Origin of the sequence: Dyella terrae (assembly GCF_004322705.1) — a bacterium.
Lineage (GTDB): Bacteria > Pseudomonadota > Gammaproteobacteria > Xanthomonadales > Rhodanobacteraceae > Dyella_D > Dyella_D terrae.
This window is the reverse complement of the sequence record NZ_SIZZ01000002.1, coordinates 249,896-274,703: the sequence shown is the minus strand read 5'-3', so window position 1 is coordinate 274,703 and position 24,808 is coordinate 249,896. Positions and strand designations below refer to the sequence as shown.

The window sequence follows — 24,808 nt, the reverse complement described above, 5'->3', positions numbered from 1 at the left end:
ACGTGAGACTGCCGGAAGCAGCGGATCAACCCTGGGGGGCCGTGGCGGGAGCAACCTGTGCGGTGGCCGGCGCAGCTGCGGTCGAAGCGGCGGCGGGCGCGGCCGGAGCGGCCGGCTGCTTGGCAGCCTGCTCCTTGGCAGCGAGCCACTGCTCGAACTCAGCCTTCGGCACGGCCTTGACCACGATCGGCATGAAGCCATGGTCCTGACCGCACAGTTCGGCGCACTGGCCGCGGTACACACCCGGCTCCTTGATATTGGTCCAGGCGGCGTTGACGATGCCCGGGATCGCGTCCATCTTCCAGCCGAGCGCCGGCACCCACCAGGAGTGGATGACGTCACCGGCGGTGATCACGAAGCGGATCTTGGTGTCGGTCGGGACGACCAGCGGCTCGTCCACGTTCAGCAGATACGTGTTGTAGCCGTCGACTTTGACTGCATACGGGTCCATGCCCGACTTCAGCTGACGGGTTTCGTCGCTCTCGCGGTCGAGCTTGGACATGAAGCCGACCTTTTCCACGGCCTTGCCCTGGTAGTCGACATAGTCATAGCGCCACTTCCACTGGTAGCCGGTGACCTTGACGGTCATCTGCGAGCCGGTGGTGTCGGCGAAGGTCTTCAGGCCACCGGTGGCCAGGTAGGCCAGCACGATCAGGATGATGACCGGAATCGTGGTCCAGACCACTTCCAGCATGGTGTTGTGCGACCACTTTTCGGCCACGGCACCGCGCGACTTACGGAAGCGGAACATGGCGACGAACATGGCGCCGAACACCAGCACGCCGATGACCACGCAAACGCCAAGCGCGACATTGTTGAGGAAGTACGGCTCCGACGACCATTCGGTCACGCCGCGCGTCATGTTCAGCTGTCCCGGTTCGGGATTGGCCCATGCCGCGCCACAAAAGAGCGCGCAGGCCATCGCCACCCATGCCTTGATCCTGATGCCGCCAGATGTCATGTCTTGCACCTTTGTTGAACCTACCTGCGCGGCTGGTGGTTGATCTCCGCCAGCAGCACCATGAGTCTCTTTGACAGCTCGGCGCGTTCCCCCTCATTGAGGAATGCCCCGATCTCCAGTTCGCGCCCGTGCGAGCTCAGCAGCAGACGACGGCGTCCGGTCCCTTCCTTCAGCTGCACTCGCACCCAGTAAGGCTGGAAGCGCGCACTGCGGCGGGCTGGCAGGGATTGCACCTCCAGCGACGACGTGTCGAGGGTGATGCGCTCGCTGCGGTCCCCGGCCCGCCAGGCTACGCCAAGGGCGAAAGCCACCGCGGAGGATTCGACCAGGGCGAACAGTGGGGCAAATACATTGCCCTGCCACGCGCCCAGACCGGCCGTTGTCAGCGCCAGAGCCGCCAGAACCATGATCAGTCGACGCAGATCGCGCCGACTGAGGGCGCGATTGGGCTTGAGCCACAAAGTCGCGCACGGCAGGCCGGCGGCAGCTGGTCGAAGCACGATCATGGGTATACCGGCGTGCCTGGAACCCGCGAATGATAGGGCGCGGGGAGGCTTCGGGCAAGAATGACGCAGTGCGTTGACGCGAATCAGCGTGCTGCGACCGCGTGCGCCTCCGCATGGACCCAAGCAAGTCCAATAAGAAATTCCGAATGCTCTCAACGCAGATTCGGACATCGTCACCACGCTTCCCGGCTCGGGCCTACCCTCCGGCACCCGACGGGGAGCACGGGACCGACCCACGCCCGGTCGACGCCGGCATGCCCCATGGTCCGGCCCGATCCCCCGCAGGCTCACCCCTGACGCGCCAAGGGCGTACAATCGGTGGATTCTGCATCCCCCACCCCATTGACAACCGTGACCCAGCCCATTCTCAGCCCCGAAATCCCCACCGGCGCCGAGCCGGCCCGCGCGCGCATTACTGCCGCCTGGCTGCGCGACGAGACCGAAGCGGTCAACGACCTGCTCGCTCAGGCCACGCTGCCCGCCATTGAACGCGAAAAAGTGATCGACCTGGCCGCCGACCTGGTGACCCGTGTGCGCGCCCGCGCCAAGGACCAGAGCGCGGTCGAGTCCTTCATGCGCCAGTACGACCTCTCCAGCGAGGAAGGCGTGCTGCTGATGTGCGTCGCCGAAGCCCTGCTGCGCATTCCCGACAAGTCCACGGCTGACAAGCTCATCCGCGACAAGCTCGGCGAGGCCAACTGGGAAAAGCATCTCGGCAAGAGCGAATCGCTTTTCGTCAACGCCTCCACCTGGGGCCTGATGCTCACCGGCAAGCTGGTGAACCTGGCCGAAGACACGCGCCACAACGTCACCGGTGCCCTGCGTCGCCTTGTGGGCCGCGCGGGTGAACCGGCGATTCGCCTGGCCGTGCGCCAGGCCATGCGCATCATGGGCCATCAGTTCGTGATGGGCCGCAGCATCAACGAGGCACTGGATCGCTGCGCACAGAAGGAATACGCGATGTATCGCTATTCCTACGACATGCTGGGCGAATCGGCGCTCACCTCGGAAACCGCCGAGCGCTACCAGCAGGATTACCGCAACGCGATCGCCGCCATCGGCGGACGCGGCCCGTTCGCGAACCACACCGACGCGCCGTCCATCTCGGTCAAGCTGTCGGCGCTGCATCCGCGTTACGAAGTGGCCAAGCGCGAGATTGCCCGCCGCGACCTCACCGCCAAGCTGCTGGAACTCTCGCAGCTGGCGATGAAGCAGGGCATCGCCCTGTCCGTCGACGCCGAAGAATGCGATCGCCTGGAGCTGTCGCTCGACATCATGGGCGACGTCTTCGCCCATCCGTCGCTCGAAGGCTGGAACGGCCTGGGCATCGTGGTGCAGGCGTACTCCAAGCGCACGCCGTTCGTCATCGACTGGCTGATCGAAACCGCGCGCGCCGCCAAGCGCCGCTGGTACGTGCGCCTGGTGAAGGGCGCCTACTGGGACGCCGAGGTCAAGCGCGCGCAGGAAAACGGCATGCCCGGTTACCCGGTGTATACGCGCAAGCCCAACACCGACGTGTCCTACCTGGCCTGCGCACGCAAGCTGTTCGATGCCGGCATCGAGCTGATCTACCCGCAGTTCGCCACGCATAACGCGCATTCGATCGCCGCGATCAATCATCTGTCGCAGGGTCGTCCGTACGAGTACCAGCGCCTGCACGGCATGGGCACCGATCTGTACGCCGAAGTGATCGGCCCGCAGAACCTCAACGTTCCGTGCCGCGTTTACGCGCCGGTCGGTACGCATGAAGACCTGCTGCCGTACCTCGTGCGTCGTCTGCTTGAGAACGGCGCCAATACCAGCTTCGTCAACCGCGTGGTCGACGAATCGCTGCCGGTGCGCGAACTGGTCGCCGATCCGTGCGAGACCGTGCGTGCTTTTGCCTCCATCCCCCACCCGCGCATTCCGCTGCCGGTGAATCTCTACGGTGAACTTCGGAAGAATTCCATGGGCGTCAACTTCTCCAACGACAACGAACTGAAGGCTCTGGCCGAGTCCATCAACGCCAAGTCCGGCCCGTGGACCGCGACCCCACTCGTTCCGGGCGCCAACAGCGCCGGCGCGACTGTTCAGGTCACCAACCCGGCCGATCGTCGCCAGGTCGTGGGTAGCTATGTCACTGCCGACAGCGCCACGGTCGAAAAGGCACTGGGCAACGCCGTCGCTGCGCAGCATGCGTGGGATCGCCTGCCGGCCGCCAGCCGCGCCGCCATCCTTGAGCACGCTGCCGACCAGCTCGAAGCCCGCCGCGCCGAATTCATCGCGATGTGCGTGCGCGAAGCCGGTAAGAGCCTGCCCGACTCGATCGCTGAAATCCGCGAAGCGGCCGACTTCCTGCGCTACTACGCCACGATGTCGCGTCGTCACTTCGCTCATCCGGAACAGCTCCCGGGCCCGACCGGCGAGAGCAACCAGCTCTTCCTCAACGGTCGCGGCGTGTTCGTGTGCATCAGCCCGTGGAACTTCCCGCTCGCGATCTTCCTCGGCCAGGTCAGCGCCGCGCTTGCTGCTGGCAATGCCGTTATTGCCAAGCCCGCCGAGCAGACCAGCCTGATCGGCTACGCCGCCGTGAAGCTGCTGCAGGACGCCGGCGTGCCGGCTGACGTGCTGCAGTTCCTGCCCGGCGACGGCGCCACCGTGGGTGCCGCCCTCACGCGCGATCCGCGCATCGCTGGCGTGGCCTTCACCGGCTCGACCGAAACCGCCTGGGCGATCAACCGCGCCCTCGCCGCACGCAACGCGCCGATCGCCGCACTGATCGCCGAAACCGGCGGCCAGAACGCGATGATCGCCGACTCCTCGGCGCTGCCCGAGCAGATCGTCAAGGACGTCATCTCGTCAGCGTTCCAGTCCGCCGGCCAGCGTTGCTCGGCCGCGCGCGTGCTGTTCGTGCAGGAAGACATCGCCGACAAGGTCTGCGACATGCTCGCCGGCGCCATGGCCGAGCTGAAGGTCGGTGACCCGGGCCAGCTGTCGACCGACGTCGGTCCGGTGATCGACGAAGACGCGAAGAAGATCCTTGTCGACCATGCCGCGCGCATGGACAAGGAAGCGAAGAAGATCGCCGAAGTGGCCATCGACGCCGACGTGGCCGCGAACGGTACGTACTTCGCGCCGCGCGCCTACGAAATCCCGTCGCTCGCCACGCTGACGCGCGAAATCTTCGGCCCGGTGCTGCACGTGATCCGCTGGAAGTCCGATGAACTGGGCAAGATCGTCGACCAGATCAACGCTACCGGTTTCGGTCTGACGCTGGGCATCCACAGCCGCATCGACGACACGGTGGAGTTCATCCAAAGCCGCGCCCGCGTCGGCAACTGCTACGTCAACCGCAACCAGATCGGCGCCGTGGTCGGCGTGCAGCCGTTCGGCGGCGAAGGCCTCTCCGGCACCGGCCCGAAGGCCGGCGGCCCGCACTACCTGTTCCGTTTTGCCGGCGAGCGCACGCTCACCATCAATACGACGGCTGCCGGTGGCAACGCGAGCCTGCTGACGATCGGCGAGTAATTCGCAAGGTCGGTTGGAAAAAAAACCGATTGGAAAAAAGGAACCGCGCTCATGGCGCGGTTTCTTTTTTTGTGCACGTGGAAAGTTTCGTCACTTCTGCGCAGGCGTATGGACCGAAGACGTGGCGACAGGTATGTCAGGACATGGTTGAAACCTCTGCCGTAACGAGCAGGTCAGGTGGGGTATCGCACCGATAAACGTCGCGGCCACTGGATGCCGGCCTTCGCCGGCATGACGGCAGGGTGGAGAGGATGAGACGGTCATCGAGTGTGATCGCCACTGGGTGCCTGCCTTCGCAGGCAAGACGGCATTCTTGGGATATGCCGTGAAAACGTGCGTGGTCGCCCATGGACGACGGCGCGGGATTGTGCGCGAGAGCCATTGCGGTGGGCGGATAGCAAACAGTCGGACGTTAGTTGGCCTCACCGGTAATCACTTGAGACCGCGTGTCCCGTGAGACACGTATCTAACGTGAGCGCACACCGCTCTCATGCCATTTTCTTTGGGTTACTTTTCTTTTGGGCAAGCAAAAGAAAAGTGACTCGGCCGGCGGCAGCCGGTCGAAACGCCCGCTGCGTAAGCGGCCCGGTCGCGGTATCGCACAGATGAGCGTGATCGCCCCTGGATGCCGGCTTTCGCCGGCATGACGACGTGAGAGGGTGAGGCGACAACCGTGTGTGGTCGCCACTGGGTGCCTGCCTGCGCAGGCATGACGGTGTTTTTGGAGCTTGCAGTGAAACTGTGCGTGGTCGCCCCTGGATTATTCGCTGCGCCCATCCCTTCCGGACCGATGTTGGGTCGCCCCCCAACCCCGCTTTCGGCGGTGGGGCGGATAGCCAACGGTCGGACGTTAGTTGGCCTCACCGGTGATCACTTGAGCCTGCGTGTCCCGTGAGACACGTATCTAACGCAAGCGCACCCCCGGGCTCTTAGGCCATTTTCTTTGGGTTACTTTTATTTTGGGCCAGCAAAAGAAAAGTGACTCGACCGACGGCAGTCGGTCGAAACGCCCGCTGCGTAAGCGGCCCGGTCGCGGTATCGCACAGATGAGCGTGATCGCCCCTGGATGCCGGCTTTCGCCGGCATGACGACGTGAGAGGGTGAGGCGACAACCGTGTGTGGTCGCCACTGGGTGTCTGCCTGCGCAAGCATGACGAAGATGGGGAGTGTGAGGCGACAGGCGAAGGTCCCCGCCGGGCTCCGGGATGGCATGGATGGGGTGGCGACCTTTACTCCCACCCTCTCTTTAAACGCAGGCAGAAGCCCAGTGGCGATCACACCAGGTTGTCGCCACGCGCTGTCATTCCTACATCAGTACGGTACCGGCGTAATCAACGCCCGCTCCGCCTTGCACTGCCCTTCCGGCATCGGCGCCGACGACGCACGCACCGCATCGAGCTCCTTCTTCGCCGCCGCAATGTCCGCCTGATACGCCGGCTCCATCTGCACGCGCATCATGATGGTCGCGCCATTCAACATGCCCATCTGAATGGCGCTGAGATTGTGCGCACCGCACACCACGCGGCTTTCGGCGTAACTGCGTGCGCGCAGCATGATCGGCGTGATGCGATCAGGCGCCAGCTCCGACAACACGGTGCCCACGGTCCAGCCCCAGGTGGAATGGCCCGACGGATAGTCGAAGCTGTTCTTCAGACGATCCTTGGCCTGGCAGATGTTGCCTTCGTCGATCAGGAACGGACGCAGGCGCTGGTTGGTCTTCTTCGCCGGGCCGGTAATGCGGTCCGTATCGACTTCCACGCGCTTCAGTACCTGCGTGAGTCTGGGCAAGCGCGCGCTGTCGAGCGACACGCCCACGGAGCAGCTGAAGTCCTGCAGCATGTCCGGGATATCGGTCTTCACATCGCTGGTGGCCAACGCCCAGCGCGGCGAGCCTTCGAGCTTGCGCGTCTGGCGGAACACCTCGCGATCGGCCTCGTAACGCACCGAGCCTGCCTGCGGAGCCGCTGGCAGCACCTCGGCCATGGTCAACTGCGTGGGTTCAGCCAGATAACCTGGCGGCCGGCCGTTCTGCGTCGTCTCGGCTGGCTTGGGGCTCGTCGCCGTGCACGCGCCCAGTGCCAGCACACACAGGCCCAGGCCCATGGTTCGTATCGTTGCGCGTGCGTGCGTCATGCCGTTTCCTCCCAAGCAAACGGTTGATGTAACCCGCATCGGTCCCGCGAGGCAAACTGCCAAACGTCATACGCGTGGCAGTGAATCGCGGCGCGGACGAGACGCACCCCGCTGGCGCCGATGGTGCAACGCGAAAGCAGGCCCCCGCGCTCGCGTGCTATAGAAGTCCCCTTGTCGCCGGCCGTGGCCGGCATGTTTCCAGGGGTTCAACACACGATGGCACGTCCAGCCGCCCTGGTCGGCGCAGCGCCGGCCACTGTCCATCCGTCTCTGGCGGAGGACCCGCGTTTCACCGCCGCCGAGTTCCCGCCCAACAAACTGCTCTATCTGATGCAGATGGGCGATGCGCTGGGCATCGACAGTCGCGCGTGGTTCGCGGGGCTGGCCCTGACGCGCGCGCAGCTGGCGGATCCTGCCCTGCGCGTGTCGTATCGCCAGGCCAGCGTCTTCGTGCGTCGCGCACTGCAGGCGCTGAGCGTGCCGGGCGCGGGCCTGCGCATCGGCAGCGAAGGCACCATTGGCGGCTTCGGCCTGCTGGGCCTGGCGATGATGACCTCGCGTACGCTGGGCGAAGCCATGATGGCGGGCATCGCGCATCACAAGATCTGCGGCTGCCTGCTCGAGCTGAACATCGAGACGCTCAGCGAGCGCGAGGTCGCCCTGGTCGCCTGGCCGCGTTTTGGCGATACCGAACTGTTGCCTTTCTTCTGCGAGGAGCTGTTCGCCAGCTGCGTGATGATCGCGCGCGAACTGGTCAGCGCCGACCTGCGCCCGACGCGGCTGGAGCTGGCCTATCCCGAGCCGGCCTATGCAGGGAACTACCAGGACGTCTTCGGTTGCGAGGCGCGCTTTGGCGCCGCGCAGTGCCGCATGGTCATCGACACGCAGTGGCTTTCCCGCCTCTTGCCCGGCCACAACCCCCTGACCGCCAAACAAGCCCTGGCCCTGTGCGCCCAGCAAATGACGCCCGATGGCGGCGAACCGCACCAGGAAATCGTCGCGGCCGTCGAACGCCTGCTGCGCAGCCAGCTGCGCGACCAGCCGCGCCTGCAGGACGTGGCCAAGACCCTCAATCTCAGCGAGCGCTCGCTGCGCCGCAAGCTGGCCGAGAGTGGCCGCATTTTCCGCGAGATCCACGATCGCGTCCGCGCCGAACGCGCCCTGGAACTGCTCCAGGCCGGCGCGCTCAGCGTCGCCGAGATCGGCTCGGAAATCGGTTTCAGCGACCCGCGCGAGTTCCGCCGGGCGTTCAAGCGCTGGACGGGGATGCCACCCCAGGCCGCGCGACGCGCCGCTTGAGCACGAGCCCGGCTTCGGCCGGGCTCTTCATATCGGCCGGGCAATTTCCATCCACCCCTGACTCCTTACACCCTCCCCCGATCTTGGCCCTTTTGCCCCCCTCCCCTTGGCCGTTTTACCCTCCCTCCCGGGCCTCTGTTGAGCAACAGTGAAGGTCGGGCTGCCCGCGGGCGGCAATGTCTTAGGTTTCGGTTCCTGGGGAGGTACACCGGACATGCGTAAGTTGATTCTCACCGTCGCCATCGGCGCGGTTCTGGCGGGTTGCAGCGGCGGCGAACAGCCGGCAGCACAGAGCGATGCCGACGCGGCCTTCAACGCCAAGCTGCAGCAGCAGTTGCTTGATGCCAAGCCGGGCACGGTCATCGATATCCCGGCCGGTCATTACTCGCTCAAGCGCGGCCTCAGCCTGCGTACGGACGGCGTGACCATCCGCGGCGCCGGCATGGACAAGACCGTCCTGTCCTTCAAGGGCCAGGTCGTGGGTCCCGAAGGCCTGCTGGTCAATGCCAGCGACTTCACGATCGAGAACCTCGCCCTGGAAGACACCAAGGGTGACGCGCTCAAGATCAACCAGGGCAAGAACATCACCATCCGCGGCGTGCGCGTGGAATGGACCGGCGGCCCGAAGACCACCAACGGCGCCTACGGCCTGTATCCGGTGAAGACGCAGAACGTGCTGATCGAGGATTCCGTCGTGATCGGCGCATCGGACGCCGGCATCTACGTCGGCCAGTCGCACAACATTGTCGTGCGCCGCAATCGCGCCGAGTTCAATGTCGCCGGCATCGAAATCGAAAACTCGGTCAATGCCGACGTGTTCGAGAACACCGCCACCAACAACACCGGCGGTATCCTGGTCTTCAACATGCCGAACCTGTCGCAGGCCGGCAAGGCCACGCGCGTGTTCAAGAACCAGGTGCATGACAACAACACCGGCAACTTCGCCGCCAAGGGCGCCGCGGTAGCCAGCGTGCCGGCCGGCTCGGGCGTCGTGGTGAACTCGAACGACAAGGTGGAGATCTTCGACAACGACGTCGCCAACCACCAGACGGCGAACGTGATCATCTCCAGCTACTTCTCGACCAACTACTACAACGCCAAGGGTGTCGCGGCCGATTACAACCCGTACCCGAAGGGCATCTACGTCTACGACAACCGCTTCGGCCCGGCCGGCGAATCGCCCGACGGCATGAAGCTGAAGATGCTCAAGACGGCCGTCTATGGCGTCAGCGGCAAGTTCCCGGACGTGCTGTGGGACGGTTACGCCGATACGAAGTCGATGGTGAACGGCAAGCTGCCGGATGACGATCGCATCTGCATCGTCGGCGCCAATGGCGTGCTCAACGCCGATGGCCCGAACGATTACAAGAATCCCAGCACCGATACCAAGCCTTACGAGTGCACGCTGCCCAAGCTGCCGCCCGTGGTTCTTGAGCCGGCACCGAAAGCTTGAGGTAGACGTTGATGTGGATGAAGTCGTTGAAGCGCACGGCGGCACTTGCCGCCCTGCTCTGCCTTGCCGCGTGCAACCGCGGCATGGATCCGGTTGCCTATCACGCCGATGGGCGACCGGCGAAACTCAGTGAATGGCACGTGGTGGAAGTGCGTGGCGGCAAACTGGTGCTGAACCAGGGCGTCGTCCCGTACGACCTCAACACGCCGCTGTTCACCGATTACGCGCACAAGCTGCGCACGGTGTGGATGCCCAAGGGCGAGTCGGCCAAGTACAACCCGACCGACTCCTTTGACTTCCCCGTCGGCACGGTGATCAGCAAGACCTTCTATTACCCGAAGGTGGCCGGTGGCCAGAAGGACGACGTCGCGCGGACCTACGACAGTTCGAAGGACTTCGCGGGCGAAGGTCTCGACCTGGCCAACGTGCGCCTGATCGAAACGCGCATCCTCGTGCATCGCCCGGATGGCTGGGCCGCGATCCCGTACTTGTGGAACGACAACCAGTCCGATGCGGATCTCGCCCGCACCGGCGCCGTGCTGCCGTTGACTCTCGTGGCCGACGACAAGTCGCGCGAAGACTTCAACTACGTCATGCCCGACGAAAGCCAGTGCGCCAGCTGCCACGCCCAGGACTGGGTGTCGCGCAAGGTGCATCCGATCGGCCTGAAGGCGCGTCACATCAATCGTGACTACCACTACGCCGATGGCAACGAAAACGAGATCGCGCACCTGATGAAGGTGGGTTATCTCACTGGCGCACCGGCACCGGCCGAGGCACCGCGCAATGCCAACTGGCAGGACCAGCACGCCTCGCTCAACGAGCGCGCGCGCGCCTATCTCGACATCAACTGCGGCCATTGCCACAACCCCAACGGTGCGGCCAATACCACGGGACTGACGCTCGACATCAGCGCCCCCGATGACGATCGCCACATGGGCATGTGCAAGCCGCCGGTCGCGGCTGGCCGTGGCACGGGCGACCACATGTTCGACATCGTGCCGGGCAAGCCCGACGACTCGATCCTGCCGTACCGCATGAACTCCGCCGAGCCGGGCGAAATGATGCCCGAGATCGGACGCAGCACCGTGCACAAGGAAGGCGTTGAACTGATCAAGGCGTGGATTGCGGCGCAGCCGGGAACCTGCGTCACGCTGCGCTGAACGCGTTGAGGGGAATCCACCACGCCGGGCGGGGGCCCGGTGTCGACTCTTCCCGTCTTGCGCCGGAATGGGGGCGCGCAGGGCGGGAAGAGGGGTGGTCTTCGGCACGCACCATTCGAATAAACAAGGCAAGAGAAGCCAGGCAGCCGCCCATGCGGCTCACCGAAAAGGGGAGAAGTTGGTGATGAGCATTCGTCCACGTCCGTTGTCCATGTGCCTGCGCCAGTTGCTGGGCGGCACCGCATTGCTGCTCTGCATGCAGCCGGCCTTCGCCGACGACACGCCGCAATCGCAGGACAACACCGCCGCGCAGACGAATGCGCCGGCTACCGATTCGAAGGCCGATCCGAACAAGGCCAAGCTGCTCGACAACATCACCGTGACCGCGCAGAGCCGCAGTCAGGAAATGCAGTCGGTGCCGATTCCGCTGCAGATCGTCACGGCCAAGCAGATCGATACGCTCGCCGCGACCGACATCAGCAAGATGGACATGTTCGTTCCCGGCCTCGTGGTCGGCGGCGACCAGCCCACGCAGCCGCGTTATCAGTTGCGCGGCATCTCGACGGGTGACTTCGGCGTCGGCACCGAGCCGGCGGTCGGCGTGTACATCGACGGTGTCTATGCCGCGCGCTCGGGCGGCGCCATGCTCGCGTTCAACGACGTCCAGCGCATCGAAGTGCTGAAGGGCCCGCAGGGTACGCTGTTCGGTCGCAATGCGGCGGCCGGCGCGATTTCCATCGTCACCAATGAGCCCAGCGATCACCTGGAGCTGAAGGGCCGCGTGCGCCTGGGTAACGAAGGCAAGCGCTACGCCGACGCACTGATCAACCTGCCGATCAACAAGGACATGGCCCTGCGCGTCAGCGCGCTGACCAACCAGAGCGAAGGCTGGATCAAGGACGCCGCCACCGGCAAGCGCTACGGCAAGGACGACGACTGGGGCACGCGCACGGTGTTCCGCTGGAACTTCACCGACAACACCCGCATGCTGTTGTCGTGGGATCACGAAAAGCTCAACCAGGCGCCGCAGCCGGCCATCGGCCTGATTTCGCTGTCGAATGACACGAACCAGCGCCCGCCGTTCCCCGCCGATCCGAACACCTATCTCAACCCGCTACACGCCCCGCTCTACAACGACGCGGTCGGCGCCGCCGAAACGCGTACCTTCAATGGCGTGACGCTGTCGTTCGATCATTCCTTTGGCTGGGGCAGCCTGGTGTCGACGACCGCATGGCGCGGTTTCGACACGCTCAACAAGGGCGATTACGACGGTACCAACCACATCGTTTCCTACCTCGATACCGCCAACATCGAGCACAACAACAGCTGGTACCAGGAGTTCAAGCTCTCCGGCACCACCGGCATCGCCGACTGGGTGGGTGGCGTCAGCTACTACCAGGAGCAGGCGCGCCAGACGAGCCAGACGAATATTTTCACCGATAGCCTCGATACGATGGCTATGAACCTGTACCACCTGGATGCGCCCCCGCTGGCTTCGATCGGCGAAGGGCTCACAGCTTTGGGCTTGCCGGTTTCGCTCCTTGGCGACCCCTGGCACGAAGCCATCAGCAACGAAGGCAAGTTCAAGGCGTACGCGGCGTTTGGCGACGTTATCTGGCACGTCACCGATCGCTTCAACGTCACGACGGGTATTCGCTACACGCGCGATGAGAAGCAGTTCTCCTGGTACAACATGCCGCGGAGCGCACCGCAATACGATGCGACTGTCGCCATGCTCCAACAGGCTGGCGTCATCGCCATGCTTCCGCCAGAAGCGCAGTTCGCACTCGCCCAGTTCAGCAACAACGTGATCTTCACCGACGCCATCGGCGTTCCGGTGCAGAAGAAGAACACCTGGAACAACGTCAGCCCGCGCCTGGTGCTCGACTACAAGTTCACCGATGACGTGATGGGCTACTTCTCCGTCACCAAGGGCTACAAGGCCGGCGGCTACAACAGCGTGCAGGTCGGTTCGCAGTTCGCGCCGGAAAAGGTCATCAACTACGAAGCCGGCGTGAAGACGGTCTTCCCCGAGCAGAACCTGATGCTCAACAGCTCGGTGTACTACTACCGCTACGACAACAAGCAGTCGCTGACGCTCGATCCCAACACGGCCGGCTCCGGCGTCCCGCGTTACCTTGTCAACAGCACCGACCAGGAAGCGAAGGGCCTGGAGGTCGAAGCGCTGTGGCAGCCGATCACCGGCCTGCGCCTGAACTTCACCGGTGCCTACATCGATGCGACCTACCGCAAGGCCATGGCCGATTCGGGCGTGGACCTGACCGGCCAGCCGACGGGCGAACCAAAGTTTTCGTACACCGCCGGCGTCGGTTACACCTTGCAGGGCGTGTTCGGTGGCGCGATGGAGTTCGACCTGAACTACGGCTACCGCGGTCCGACGCGCTGCAATGACGACTCGCGCCTGCAGGGCACCTGCGTGATCAGCCCGAACTTCAAGGTCGGCGAAAGCCAGCAGCGCACCGACGCACGCATCGACTGGCGCGCACCGGGCGATCACTGGGGCATCGGCCTGTTCGCCAACAACCTGTTCAACAACCGCTACGTCACCGGCGTGAACAACATCAGCACCACCGTGTTCGGCACGCCGTTCGCTTCGGTGACGCCGCCGCGCACCTGGGGCGTGGAGTTCCGCGCCAAGCTGTAAGGCATCGCGTTCGCTACGCGTGCCTCAACGGAAACGTCATCCCCGCGCAACCGGGGATGACGTGGAATACGTGAAAGTCATTGATTGTTTGCCATGTTGACCGCATGGAGACACGCCTATGCAAACGTCCTTGCCACTGGATCCCGGCCCGCGCCGGGATCACGCCGACGAGATGCTCAACCGCGCTGCCGATGGCAGCTTTCGAAGCGTACCCATGAACGACACGAACGAGCTTTCCGTCCTTCTCCAGCGCATGCGTGATGCCCACGGGCGCGATCCGATGCCGGCCTGGGCTGTCCGCGCCAAGCGTTTGCGCGCACTCGAAACACTTATCGTCGAGCATCGCAACGAGATCGCCCGTGCCATCGACGCCGACTTCGGCGGTCGTCCTGGCGAAGAAACCGATCTGCTGGAGATTTTCCCAAGCCTCTCCGGCGTACGTCACGCACTCAAGCACGGCCGCCGCTGGATGAAGCCGCGCCGCAGCCTGCCAGGCATACTTTTCATGCCCGCTCGCAACGAGATGCTGCCGCAGCCGCTGGGTGTCGTCGGCATCATCGTGCCCTGGAATTACCCGTTGTATCTCGCCGTGGGTCCGCTGGCGGATGCACTGGCCGCCGGCAACCGGGTGCTGGTGAAGATGAGTGAGTTCACTCCGGCGTTCTCGGAGCTCTTCGCCAAACTGGTGTCGCGTTACTTCCAGCCCGACGAAGTGCATGTCGTGACAGGCGATGCGTCGGTGGCGCAGGCGTTCTCCGCGCTGCCGTTCGATCATTTGTTGTTCACCGGCTCCACGGCCGTAGGTCGCCACGTGATGAAGGCGGCGGCCGCGAACCTCACGCCGGTCACGCTGGAGCTCGGCGGCAAGTCACCGGCGATCATCGGCCCCGGCGCACGCATGGACAACGCCGTCGAGCGCATTCTCGTCGGCAAGCTCTTCAACGCCGGCCAGACCTGCATTGCACCCGACTACGTGCTGGTCCCGCGCGAGCGCATGAGCGAGTTCGTTGGCCGCGCGCGCGAGATGGCGCAGAACCTGTATCCCCTGCCGACTGAGAATGATCAGTACGCGAGCATCATTTCAGAGCGCCAGTACGCGCGCCTGGCCAAACTGCGTGATGACGCGGTTGCTTCGGGTGCCCGCGTGGAAGCGCTGGGCCAGGGCCAGGATCGCGCTGCGCAGCGACGCATGATGCCGGTGATGTTGACCGACGTGCGCGACGACATGTCGGTGATGCAGGAAGAGATCTTCGGCCCGTTGTTGCCCCTGGTGCCGTACGACTCGCTGGACGAGGCGATTGCCTATGTCACGTCGCATCCGCATCCGCTTGCGCTCTACGTGTTTGAAACCGACGCCGCGCTGATCGACAAGGTGCTGACCCGCACTTCCGCCGGTGGCGTCAGCGTCAACGACACGCTTTATCACATTGCGCAGCATGAGCTGCCGTTCGGTGGCGTGGGTCCGTCGGGCATGGGCGGGTATCACGGGGAGGCGGGGTTCCGCACGTTCTCGCATCTGAAGCCGGTGTTCCGGCAGGCGCGATTCAACGGGGCGGGGTTGCTGAATCCGCCCTACGGGGCGCGCTTCAAGAAGATGCTTGGGATCATGTTGAAGCGGATGTAATCGGGGATATCCGCGCCCATCACTGCCGTCATTCCGGCTTTCGCCGGAATGACGGGAAAAGAAAACCCCGCCAATGGCGGGGTTTTCTTTTTCTCCATTCCGATCTTCGATCAGAACTTGTACTGCGCCGAGATGCTCAGCAGATTGCCGTAATCGTCCGACTCGCCGGTGAGCACGTCGCCGGTGGAGCTGGCCACCTGCATGTGCGCCTTGTTCACGAAGATGTGGGCGTACGAAGCATTGATCTCGAAGTTCTGCGTGGCCTTGTAGCCGACGCCGACCGAGAAGAACTGGCGGGTCGAGTCCGGCACGCGCGGGCTGCGGGTGGAGGCATGCGTCGGGGTCGAGTCAATCGCGATACCGCCGCGCAGGGTCACCTTCTCGTTGAGGTAGTAGTCACCACCGATCGAGGCGAACCAGGTGTTGCGCCACTGGTAGTTTTCAACCGTCGGCGGCTGGGCCGGGTTGGCGTAATCCACTTCCAGCGTCTTGAACACGTCCCACTTGGTCCAGGCCAGGTCCATGCCGAAGCCGAACTTGTCTTCCTGGTGCCAGTAGCTGGCCGAAGCCGTGGCCGGGGTGGTGAAGTCGGCGGTGCCGGCGGTGTGCGTGAACGGCAGACCGTTGGCGAACAGGCCGGCGGCCAGCGGGTTGGCCATCAGCGCCTGCACGTTGCTCGGCACGGTGAAGTTCGCGGTGCCTTCGAGCTTGTGCGAGATCTTCGAGCGGTAGTTGAGCGCCAGCTTGTCCTGCGGGCTGAGCTTCCAGAAACCACCGACCTGCCAGCCGTAGCCCCAGTCGTCACCCTTGATGCGGGCATAACCGTCCGGGCCGCCGTACGGGGTGGCAGCGGCCACGCCCTGGATGATCTGCTGGCCGACAGCCAGCGGGATCTGGCCAGCCTGGATGCCCTGGGCAACCTGCTGCTGGATGCCAAGACCCACGGCATTGAAGTTGATCGCCGAGGTCAGCTCAGCGGTGGTCTTCTGCGCGATGAAGCTGGCGCCCAGCGCGAAGGTGTCGGTCACGTCGAACGACGCCGACAGGGTCGCGTCGTACGACTCGAACTTGGACTTCACGCCGTTGTAGCGACCCACCCAGTTCTTGTCGTATTCGGTGACGAAGCCGAACGGCACCGAGAAGCCGGCGCCCAGGTGCCAGCGATCGCTCAGCTGGGTGGCGAAGAACAGGGCCGGAACCGGCAGGGTGGTACCGGCGTCGCCGCCGTTGTTGCCGGAGATCGGACGACCCACCACGTCGTGGGCCGAACCGCTGAACTTGGTGCTGAAGTTGATGGCGGTAACGTCAGCCTGGAAATAGGTGCCCTTGAGTTCGGTCATCGCGGCGGGGTTGTTCACCACCACGGACACGTCACCACCGGCAGCAGCCGAACCGGCATAGGCGCGGCCCAGGCCCTTGGCGCTGTTTTCCTTCAACTGGAACGCGCTGGCCTGTGCGGACTGCGGGGCAGTCAGGGCACCGATGACGGCCAGGCTAAGTGCGGCAAGCGCGAACGGACGAGCCGCGCGCGAAATGGAACGAGAGAACATCTGCATCGGATAGCTCCTGCTTATCGTTGATCCGGCTCGGGAACAGTCGAGTGTAACGCTTTATTTACAAGCATCGTTACGGGGGCCTATCGGCACAAAAATTCATACGCGCGTTTGACACCCCTGCCCGGCACTGTGCCGGCTGGCCCTGACCCTTGCAAGTGCGGTTGCAGCAAAGGCCGGGGTTCGGGCGTGTTGCGCTCCGTTCGTGACGGATAGGCGCATGATCGGCACCGCACGCGTTGACCCCGGACGTAACTGAGGGGACCATGGCGGATTGCCGATGGCGCCCGGATTCGCGGGCGGCCGTTGCCTTTCCTCCATCGGGGTTCCTTCCATGCAGTGTTTTGTCTACGCGAGCCAGCGCAAGACCGATACCTATCTGTGGCTTGCACGCCGCGACGACTTTGCCATCGTGCCGGCCACGCTGACGACCATGCTGGGCCAGCTGCGCTTCGTCCTCGAGGTCCAGCTCGACCCGGAACGGAAGTTGCCGCAAGAAGATGCCCGCGCGGTGCTCGATCACCTGAGCACCCAGGGTTGGCATCTCCAGGTGCCGCCACCGCAATCGCTGACGTCGGCCAATCATTTGCCGTACAACGAAGCGCCGCAGGATCTTTCCGACGAAGCCGGGAAGCGTTGAGCTGTTAACGCGGGATTACCTTCTGCCGTTCTGACGATTCCTATACTCCCCGACCATGTCCTATTCCAAATTGCGCCGCCCGACGCCTTTCCTTCAGGCCCTTCTGTGGTTCGTTCCCGGCCTGATCGCCGTGGCGATCGCCGCACTGAGCGACCATCCGCTGTCGCTCATACCGTTGCTGCTGGCGAATGCCCTGACGATGGCGGCGGTATCGCACGCGATAGGCTTCGATCCGGAACCCCATTTCCTGCGCACGGTGATGCGCCGGGGCGCGGCGCATCTGGTGATGACCTCCGCCTATGTGGTGCTGGTGTTCGTGCTGGTGGCCTGGCCCATGCTCAAGCTCAGCCAGGAACACAGCCTGGGCGCGACGCTGATGCTGGCGGCGTCCCTGGTGATCGCGCTCGCCGCGCTGTGGCGCATGTGGCCCGCGTTTGGCCTGGTGTATCTGTGGGACGACGCCTATCCGCCGCAGAGTGATGGCTCGTGGATTTTCACGGCCGTCGCGCGCAGCGTCGCCTTCGGCAAGCACCTGTCCCGGGAAGAACGCTTCTTCACCCATTTCCTGCCGGCGGCGCTCGCGTTGCTGGTGCTGGCGTTCACCGCCATCGTGCTGTCGGGCCTGTATGGCGTGCTGCCGTCCGAGCTGCGCATCACCGCGCTGGCTATCTATGGCGTGGTGCTGCTCCCGTTGTGCTGCCTGATCATCGCCAACCGCACCTTGCGCGCCTTGCTCTGCGAGGGCCGCCGCCCTTTAAGGCAACCGGCGGGCGGCGTCGAGGAACCGCGCCGCGCGCCGGTTCCGAAGGCCGCGCCGCCGGTGCTGAGCGAGGAAGAACGCACCGCCGGAACGCCGGAACAGGCACAGGCACTGCTGGCAGCGACCCGCGACGGTGATATCGAGCGGGCCCTGGCCCTGGTCGAAGCCGGCGCCGATCCGAACACGGCACCCGAAGCGGGCGATCGCGACCAGCGTCCGGTCCTGATGCTCGCCGCGCTCCTCCCCGACCCGCGCCTGCTGCGCGCCCTGATCGCCAAGGGTGCCAACGTCAATCATTCCAGCGGCGGCTTCACCCCGCTGCTGGCGGCCACGCGCGACAGCTGGCATGGCCGCCCGGATGCGGTGATGACTTTGCTGGCCAATGGCGCCAGCCCGCTGGCTACCGATCTCGAAGGCAACACGGCGCTGCACGGGGCCGTGCTCAGTGGCGAGCCGATCGTGGCGGCGATGCTGCTCGATGCGGGTGCGCCGGTGAATGCGCTCAATCGCCAGCGCGTCAGTCCGCTGGCGGCCGCCTGCCGTGCGGCCAACTGGCCGCTGGTGAAGTTCCTGCTTGAGCACGGCGCCAAGCCGACCGTGCCCGATGGCGAGCCGGCGCTGGTCGCCGCCGCCGGCATCGCCGACGACGATGTCGAAGGCGTGCGCATGTTGCTCAAGGCCCGCGCCAGCGTGAACGCCGTCGATGCACGCCATCGCAGTGCGTTGATGGAATCGGCCAGCGAAGGTCATGAACAGATCGCGCGCGTGCTGTGCGCGGCGGGAGCTGACGCTTCGCTCATCGACCAGCGCGGCAGCACCGCCTTGATGGAAGCGGCGCGCGCCGGTGCCGTCGGCATCGTGCAACTGCTCGCCGAGGCACAACCGGATGCGCGCGTGCGCGACAGTCATGGTCGCGATGCGTTGACGCTTGCCTGCCAGTCGCCTCACGCCCACGCAGAGACCATTCGCGCGTTACTCGCGCTCGGCGCGGAGCCCAAAGCGCTGGGCAGCGATGGCCGCAGCGCACTCGATCATGCGGCCGCTGCCGGACGCTGGGATCTGGTGACCCTGCTCGATCCCGAAACGCCGCTGCCCACCAACCTGCGTTTCGACGAAGCCATGCCGGAGGGCGCCGACAGCCCGGCGCATCTGCTGGACGCGCTGCGCTTCGGCCATTGGGCCGTGGTCTCCACCTTCGTGCACCGCGTGCGCGAGTGGTCGCAAGGCCAGCTCGCCCAGCTCTACCTGGACCTCGCCGGCCCTGGCCTCGGCGCCGCGCGTCGTTGGCTGCTCGATCATGCGCTGACCGCCGAAGCGCGTTTGCAGCCGCAGCTGGTCGACGACGCCGACATGGTGGAGGGCGGCGATGTTGCGCTGCCGCCGCTGGGTCGCCGCCTGTTCGACGCACTGCTGCTGCAGCTGCCGACGTCCATCGAAGCGGTGCAGGACCTGCTCGACGCCGGCGCATCGCCCGCCGGCACCGGCCTGCTGGCGCAGGCGCTGCAGCGTCTTGACGGCAGCGCCAACAGCAACGCCTTTGCCTTGCGCCTGATCGAAGGCGGCGCCGATCCGTTTGGCCCGGATGCGCGCGAACGCACGCCCGTCCACCTCGCTGCCGCACAGGCCCAGCTGCCCGTGCTGCAAAACCTCCTTGCCCGCGGATGCAACCCCAACACGCGCGATGCCCAGGGCCGCACGCCGCTTTTCGCCGCCCTCGAACATGGCCAGGCATCCTTGCCGCTGGTGCGCGTGCTGGTGGCGCACGGCGCGGATGCGGAAGCCACGGACGCCAATGGCGAAACGCCGATGGGCCTGGCCTTTGAGCATGGCGATGTCGAACGCTGGCTCGACTGGGGCGAGTGGCCGCGCCCGACGCGCACGCTACGCGAAGAAGACCTGCCCGCCGCCGCGGCGGCCGGTGGCCTCGCCGCCGTGGAACGCCTGCTCGAACTCGGTTTCAACGTGAATACGCATGACAGCAAGGGCGCCACCGCACTGCTGCACGCCTGCGGCATGGGTCATCGCGAGATCGCAGCGCGCCTGCTCGATCACGGCGCGGATATGGGCCTGGGCGCACGCAATGGCATGACGCCACTCGTCGCTGCGGTCAGCGGCCGTCGCGATGCACTCGTCGCCCTGCTGCTCGAACACAACGTCGCGGTTGACCAGCGACTGCCCGGTGACGCCACCGCGTTGATGGTGGCCGCTGCGATGGGCTTCCCCGACATCGCCGAGCAATTGCTCGATGGCGGCGCCGACATCCAGGCGGTGGATGCCCGTGGTCACAGCGCACTTCATGCCGCGGCGCAGTTTGGCTTCGAGCACAACGACAGCCTGCGCGCCCGTCGCCTGTTCGATGCGCTGCTCAAGCGGGACGCCGACGCGAACCTCGCCGATAGCGAAGGCAAGTCGCCGCTGCTCCTGCTGCTGGGTGCACATCTGCGCCCGGGCAGCGATTGCGATCCGACCCATGTCGGCGCCCTGTTGCCGGTGTTGCTCGACGCCGGCGCACGCATCGAACAGGCCGACCAGCGCGGCGTGACCGCCCTGCACGCCTGCGCGATGCATGCATTGCTGCCGCCCGCACGCGTACTGCTCGCACGTGGCGCCGATCGCAGCGCCGCCGACGCCTTTGGTCGCACGGCCGCCGATGTCGCTCGCCACCTGGGCTTTGTCGACATCGCCCACGAGCTGGCCGCACGTCAGGGCGCCATGCCAAGCGTGCGCCAGACACTGCGCCAGCCGGCCAGCGAGTAAGCCCCGACGAGGCACTTGGCCGGCATGCCGGCCGTGCCTTAGGCTGGATCCGCTTGTTCTGGCGAGTTCGGGGGGACTCATGACGCTGCGCCACGATGCGTTCAAGCCGCTGATGGTCTCGGCGGCTTTTTTGTTCTTGCTTTGCGTATGCGCCGATGCCGCCGGAAAGCGGGGCGACAAGGTCGCGCCCGCCGCAGCCAGCAGCATCAACGCGCCCGCGCAACTTTCCCCGCTTTCGCCCGACGCGCCACAGGACAAGCCGCGCGTCCTGGAGCGTGATGCCATCGATGCCTTTCGCGCAGCCACGGCGCCCTATCGCGAGCAGGCGAAAGCCGCCTATCCCGCCGCGAAGTCCCGCTATCTCGCCGGGCTACCCGCGGGCCAGCATTTCTACGTCACCGTCACGCTGCACTCCGCAGGCAAACAGGAATCCGTCTTCCTTGAAGTGCTTTCGATCAAGGATGGCGTCGTCCGTGGCCTGCTCGCCTCGCAGATGCAGTTATTGACCGACTACCAGCCAGGCCAGGCGATGGCGGTTTCCGAATCAGACATCGAAGACTGGACCATCACCTACCCGGATGGGCACGAAGAAGGCAACTTCGTGGGTAAGTTTCTTGATACCTATCAACCGCCGGGTGGGTGAAACGAAACGCGCGGGGCCATGGATGAAACCGGTGGAGGCATGCACTGCCGGCCAAGGGACTAGCGGTCGCCTTACCATCACAAGGAGCTACAGGTGAAGCAGGAAATCCACGTTGCCGGCGTGAAGTTCATCGTTGACGATCCCAACGGCAACCTGGCGCAAGTCCAGGCGCACGAACGCAAGGTCGCACACGAGGACTGCGCCCCGGTCGAAGTGACGGTGCGCGAGGCGCGCGAGCGGCAAGCTCAAGTGGTACCCAACACCTACGACCCCATCGGCAGTATCCGGGGCCGCACCATGGTGTTCGAGGCGATGGCGGACCAACGCATGGGACCCTTTGGACTGATCGTCAGCTGGTTCGCCATCGGCCTGCCCTGCGCGCTCGCCCTGTGCTTCATCGCCACACTCGAGTGGCAACACCTTGCATACCTGCAGGGTCCGGTCGGCCACGACATCATGCGGGCGATAGCACTCCTTGGTGCGGGAATCATGGTCGGTGCGATCCTGAGTCTTCCTGTGCGCGCGACGCTCGGGTATGTGCGCAGACGCAGGGGCGCTTGAGGCACCCGAACGGACGCCCTTGCCATCGAAGTCACATGCACCGTGCTTACTATCCGGCGACTGAAGCCATCGCGGAGCAACCGTCCGTGCATCCCTCACAGGCCATGACGCAAAGTGCATCGCGCCTGATCCATGCCGATCCGGGCACGATCTATCGCGCCTTTCGCGGCAGGGACGCCATGGCGCACTGGCTCGCGCCGCGCGGCGCCAAAGCCGTGATCGACGTGTTCGAGCCGGTTCCCGGGGGACGCCTCGCCATGACGCTCATCTTCGAGAACGCGCCTGGCAAATCGTCCGAACACACGGACGAGATCACCGGACGCTTTGTTGATTTCGCACCTGATCGCCGCATGGTCATGACGGTCGAATTCAAATCCACCGACCCGACGTTCGCCGGCACGATGACCATGACGTGGCAATTGGATGCTCGTCCGGACGGCACACAGGTGACCGTCGAGGCAACGGACGTGCCTGCGGGCATCGATCCGCGCGACCACGAGGAAGGCATGCGCTCGACGCTGGCCAACCTCGCCGCCTACGTCGAGTGATCAGCTTTCGTCGCTGACGGTATTTTCCACCTTCGCGGTTTCGCGCTCTTCCTTCGCCGCCGGATCGTCGTCGGCATCGAACAGGTGGATGAGGTCCTTGAGGGCCTCCTGCGAGGTCTGCACCAGGCGGGTTTCGTCGTCATAGACGAGGTACTGCGCCTTGAGCAGCTTGACGTCATGCTGGCGGAACCGCTCGACGCGATCGGCCGCCAGCTCCGGCGAAAGCCCCAGCGCTTCGAGCGTCTTGCGCGTCATTTTCAGGCTGGAATAGAACGTTTCGCGCACCGGCTCCTCGACACCCAGGTCCATCAGGCGGAAGACGTGCTGGCGATTGCGTGCGCGCGCGACGATCTTCAGATGCGGGTATTGGCGGCGCACCAGGCGCGCGATGCGCAGGTTGGCGTCCGGGTCATCGGTGGCCAGCACGAACACTTCCGCCTGGTCGGCCTGCGCCGCGCGCAACAGGTCCGGGCGCGCCGGATCGCCGAAGAACAGCGACGTGTTGTTGAAGCGGCGCAGCGTGTCCATCTGCTCCACCGAGGATTCCAGCGCCACGAACGGGATGCGCTGTGCGCGCAACGTACGACCCACGATCTGACCCATGCGCCCGAAGCCGGCGATGATCACGCGCGGCGGCGCGGTGTCGATGGTGTCGTATTCGCGATCGGGCTTCTTGGCCTTGGTGTCGATGAGGCGACCGACCGCCGCCACCATCAGGGGCGTGATCGCCATCGACAAGGTAATGGCCAGCACCACCGTGCCATGCAGCGACGGACGGATGATGTTCTGCTCCAGCGCCTGCTTGAGCACCACGAAGGCAAACTCGCCGCCACACGCGAGCAGCACCACCATGCGCAGCGAATCGGCATGATTGAGGCCACCCACGATGCGTCCAAGCGGCCACAGCATCAGCGCCTTGGTCAGCAGCACCGCGGCCGTCACGCCAAGCACCAGGCCCGGCTTGGACAGCAGCAGGTGCATGTCCATCGACATGCCCACGCTGATGAAGAACAGGCCAAGCAACAAACCCTTGAACGGCTCGATCTGTGATTCGAGGTCGTGGCGATATTCCGAGTCGGCCAGCAGCACGCCGGCAAGAAAAGCGCCGAGTGTCGAGGACACGCCGACCTGTTCCATGATCCAGGCGGTGCCCAATACCACCAGCAGCGCCGTGGCGGTGGACACTTCCTGAGCATTCGCGCGCGCCACGAAACGGAACACCGGCCGCAAGAGATAGCGACCGCCGACGATGACCACGACGATGGCGCCCACGGTGCGCAGGGTGGCGTGGACATCCAGACCATGAGCCGACGACGTGCTCGCCAGCAAGGGCACGGCAGCGATCAGCGGAATGGCGGCCAGGTCCTGGAACAGCAGGATGGCGAAGGTCTGGCGCCCGTACGCGGAGCCGGCCTCTTTGCGTTCAGCGAGGATCTGCAATCCGAATGCCGTCGATGACAGCGCAAGACTGCCACCAATGATCGTGGCGGCGTTCGCGGTAAGGCCCAGCAGGAAATAACACCCGGCGCCAATCACCACGCTGCACGCGAGCACCTGCAACAGGCCCGTGCCGAAGACCTGCCGGCGCATGACCCACAAACGCTGCGGCGAAAGCTCCAGGCCGATCACGAACAGCATCAGCACGACGCCCAGCTCGGAGATCGTCGCCACGCCTTCGGTGTCACCCACCAGCCCCAGCACCTGCGGCCCGATCACCACGCCAGCCAGCAGGAAACCCATCACGGCGCCAAGCCGGAAGCGTTTGGTCAGGGGTACGACGACCACAGTCGCCAACAGGAACACCAGCGCGGTGTTGAGGAAGGAGTGGTTTTCCACGTACGCGCCCAACAGCGGAGGGATGGGCGATTATTTCACGGTGCTACGCACCGTGCGAATCCGGCGACGGGAGCCGGCTGTGAAGCCGCCCGCAAAGCGGGCTATGAATGGTGAATGGTGAATAGGAAATGCGGGCCAAGGTGGCCGTGAGCCGCTCTTCCCTGTTCACCATTTACAGCGACGCGCAGTGAGCGCCCTC

At 65.0% G+C, this 24,808-nt stretch carries 16 protein-coding genes; 11 read left to right on the top strand and 5 right to left on the bottom strand.

The window, feature by feature from the left end; translation table 11 throughout:
• Nucleotides 1-25 precede the first annotated feature (25 nt).
• Nucleotides 26-961, bottom strand: a complete 936-nt coding sequence (coxB, locus tag EYV96_RS12120) for a cytochrome c oxidase subunit II (RefSeq protein ID WP_131151815.1) — start codon at nt 959-961, stop codon at nt 26-28.
• 20 nt (nt 962-981) lie between these two features.
• Nucleotides 982-1,467: a DUF2244 domain-containing protein gene (locus tag EYV96_RS12115; protein ID WP_240732487.1), complete on the bottom strand. Its 486-nt coding sequence runs from the start codon at nt 1,465-1,467 to the stop codon at nt 982-984.
• A gap of 351 nt (nt 1,468-1,818) precedes the next feature.
• Between EYV96_RS12115 and putA the strand changes: the two genes are divergently transcribed.
• Nucleotides 1,819-4,974, top strand: a complete 3,156-nt coding sequence (putA, locus tag EYV96_RS12110; protein ID WP_131151814.1) for a bifunctional proline dehydrogenase/L-glutamate gamma-semialdehyde dehydrogenase PutA — start codon at nt 1,819-1,821, stop codon at nt 4,972-4,974.
• A 1,311-nt stretch (nt 4,975-6,285) separates the two neighbouring features.
• Here the strand turns inward: putA and EYV96_RS12105 are convergent.
• The gene (locus tag EYV96_RS12105; RefSeq protein ID WP_165488671.1) at nt 6,286-7,107 is read right to left on the bottom strand and encodes an acid phosphatase; all 822 of its coding nucleotides are present in this window, start codon (nt 7,105-7,107) and stop codon (nt 6,286-6,288) included.
• Nucleotides 7,108-7,323: 216 nt separating this feature from the next.
• Here EYV96_RS12105 and EYV96_RS12100 point away from each other — a divergent pair, with 216 nt between their 5' ends.
• The 5 genes from EYV96_RS12100 (at nt 7,324) to EYV96_RS12080 (ending at nt 15,311) form a co-directional block, all read left to right on the top strand.
• Nucleotides 7,324-8,406 (top strand): AraC family transcriptional regulator, encoded by a 1,083-nt coding sequence (locus EYV96_RS12100; RefSeq protein ID WP_131151812.1) that lies wholly within the window; start codon nt 7,324-7,326, stop codon nt 8,404-8,406.
• Between the two features lie 214 nt (nt 8,407-8,620).
• Nucleotides 8,621-9,859: a parallel beta-helix domain-containing protein gene (locus EYV96_RS12095; protein ID WP_131151811.1), complete on the top strand. Its 1,239-nt coding sequence runs from the start codon at nt 8,621-8,623 to the stop codon at nt 9,857-9,859.
• 17 nt (nt 9,860-9,876) lie between these two features.
• The gene (locus tag EYV96_RS12090) at nt 9,877-11,022 is read left to right on the top strand and encodes an SO2930 family diheme c-type cytochrome (RefSeq protein WP_131151810.1); all 1,146 of its coding nucleotides are present in this window, start codon (nt 9,877-9,879) and stop codon (nt 11,020-11,022) included.
• 184 nt (nt 11,023-11,206) lie between these two features.
• Nucleotides 11,207-13,687, top strand: coding sequence for a TonB-dependent receptor (locus tag EYV96_RS12085; protein ID WP_131151809.1), 2,481 nt, complete (start codon nt 11,207-11,209; stop codon nt 13,685-13,687).
• A 172-nt stretch (nt 13,688-13,859) separates the two neighbouring features.
• Nucleotides 13,860-15,311, top strand: coding sequence for a coniferyl aldehyde dehydrogenase (locus EYV96_RS12080; RefSeq protein WP_131152439.1), 1,452 nt, complete (start codon nt 13,860-13,862; stop codon nt 15,309-15,311).
• Nucleotides 15,312-15,421: 110 nt separating this feature from the next.
• Here the strand turns inward: EYV96_RS12080 and EYV96_RS12075 are convergent, their stop codons facing one another.
• Complete coding sequence (locus tag EYV96_RS12075) at nt 15,422-16,867, bottom strand: OmpP1/FadL family transporter (RefSeq protein ID WP_131151808.1); 1,446 nt, start codon at nt 16,865-16,867, stop codon at nt 15,422-15,424.
• Nucleotides 16,868-17,198: 331 nt separating this feature from the next.
• On the opposite strand from EYV96_RS12075, the gene EYV96_RS12070 reads away from it, so the two are divergent.
• From EYV96_RS12070 to EYV96_RS12050, 5 genes are all read left to right on the top strand, one after another.
• Entirely contained in the window at nt 17,199-17,504 is a 306-nt protein-coding gene (locus EYV96_RS12070; protein WP_131151807.1) for a YcgL domain-containing protein, read from the top strand.
• A 55-nt stretch (nt 17,505-17,559) separates the two neighbouring features.
• The gene (locus EYV96_RS12065; protein WP_131151806.1) at nt 17,560-21,021 is read left to right on the top strand and encodes an ankyrin repeat domain-containing protein; all 3,462 of its coding nucleotides are present in this window, start codon (nt 17,560-17,562) and stop codon (nt 21,019-21,021) included.
• Nucleotides 21,022-21,100: 79 nt separating this feature from the next.
• Nucleotides 21,101-21,664, top strand: coding sequence for a DUF2314 domain-containing protein (locus EYV96_RS12060; RefSeq protein ID WP_131151805.1), 564 nt, complete (start codon nt 21,101-21,103; stop codon nt 21,662-21,664).
• Between the two features lie 93 nt (nt 21,665-21,757).
• Complete coding sequence (locus EYV96_RS12055; RefSeq protein ID WP_131151804.1) at nt 21,758-22,225, top strand: hypothetical protein; 468 nt, start codon at nt 21,758-21,760, stop codon at nt 22,223-22,225.
• A 35-nt stretch (nt 22,226-22,260) separates the two neighbouring features.
• On the top strand, nt 22,261-22,773 hold the full coding sequence (locus tag EYV96_RS12050) for an SRPBCC domain-containing protein (RefSeq protein ID WP_205746161.1): 513 nt from the start codon (nt 22,261-22,263) through the stop codon (nt 22,771-22,773).
• Here the strand turns inward: EYV96_RS12050 and EYV96_RS12045 are convergent, their stop codons facing one another.
• Complete coding sequence (locus EYV96_RS12045) at nt 22,774-24,609, bottom strand: monovalent cation:proton antiporter-2 (CPA2) family protein (protein ID WP_131151803.1); 1,836 nt, start codon at nt 24,607-24,609, stop codon at nt 22,774-22,776.
• Nucleotides 24,610-24,808 lie beyond the last annotated feature (199 nt).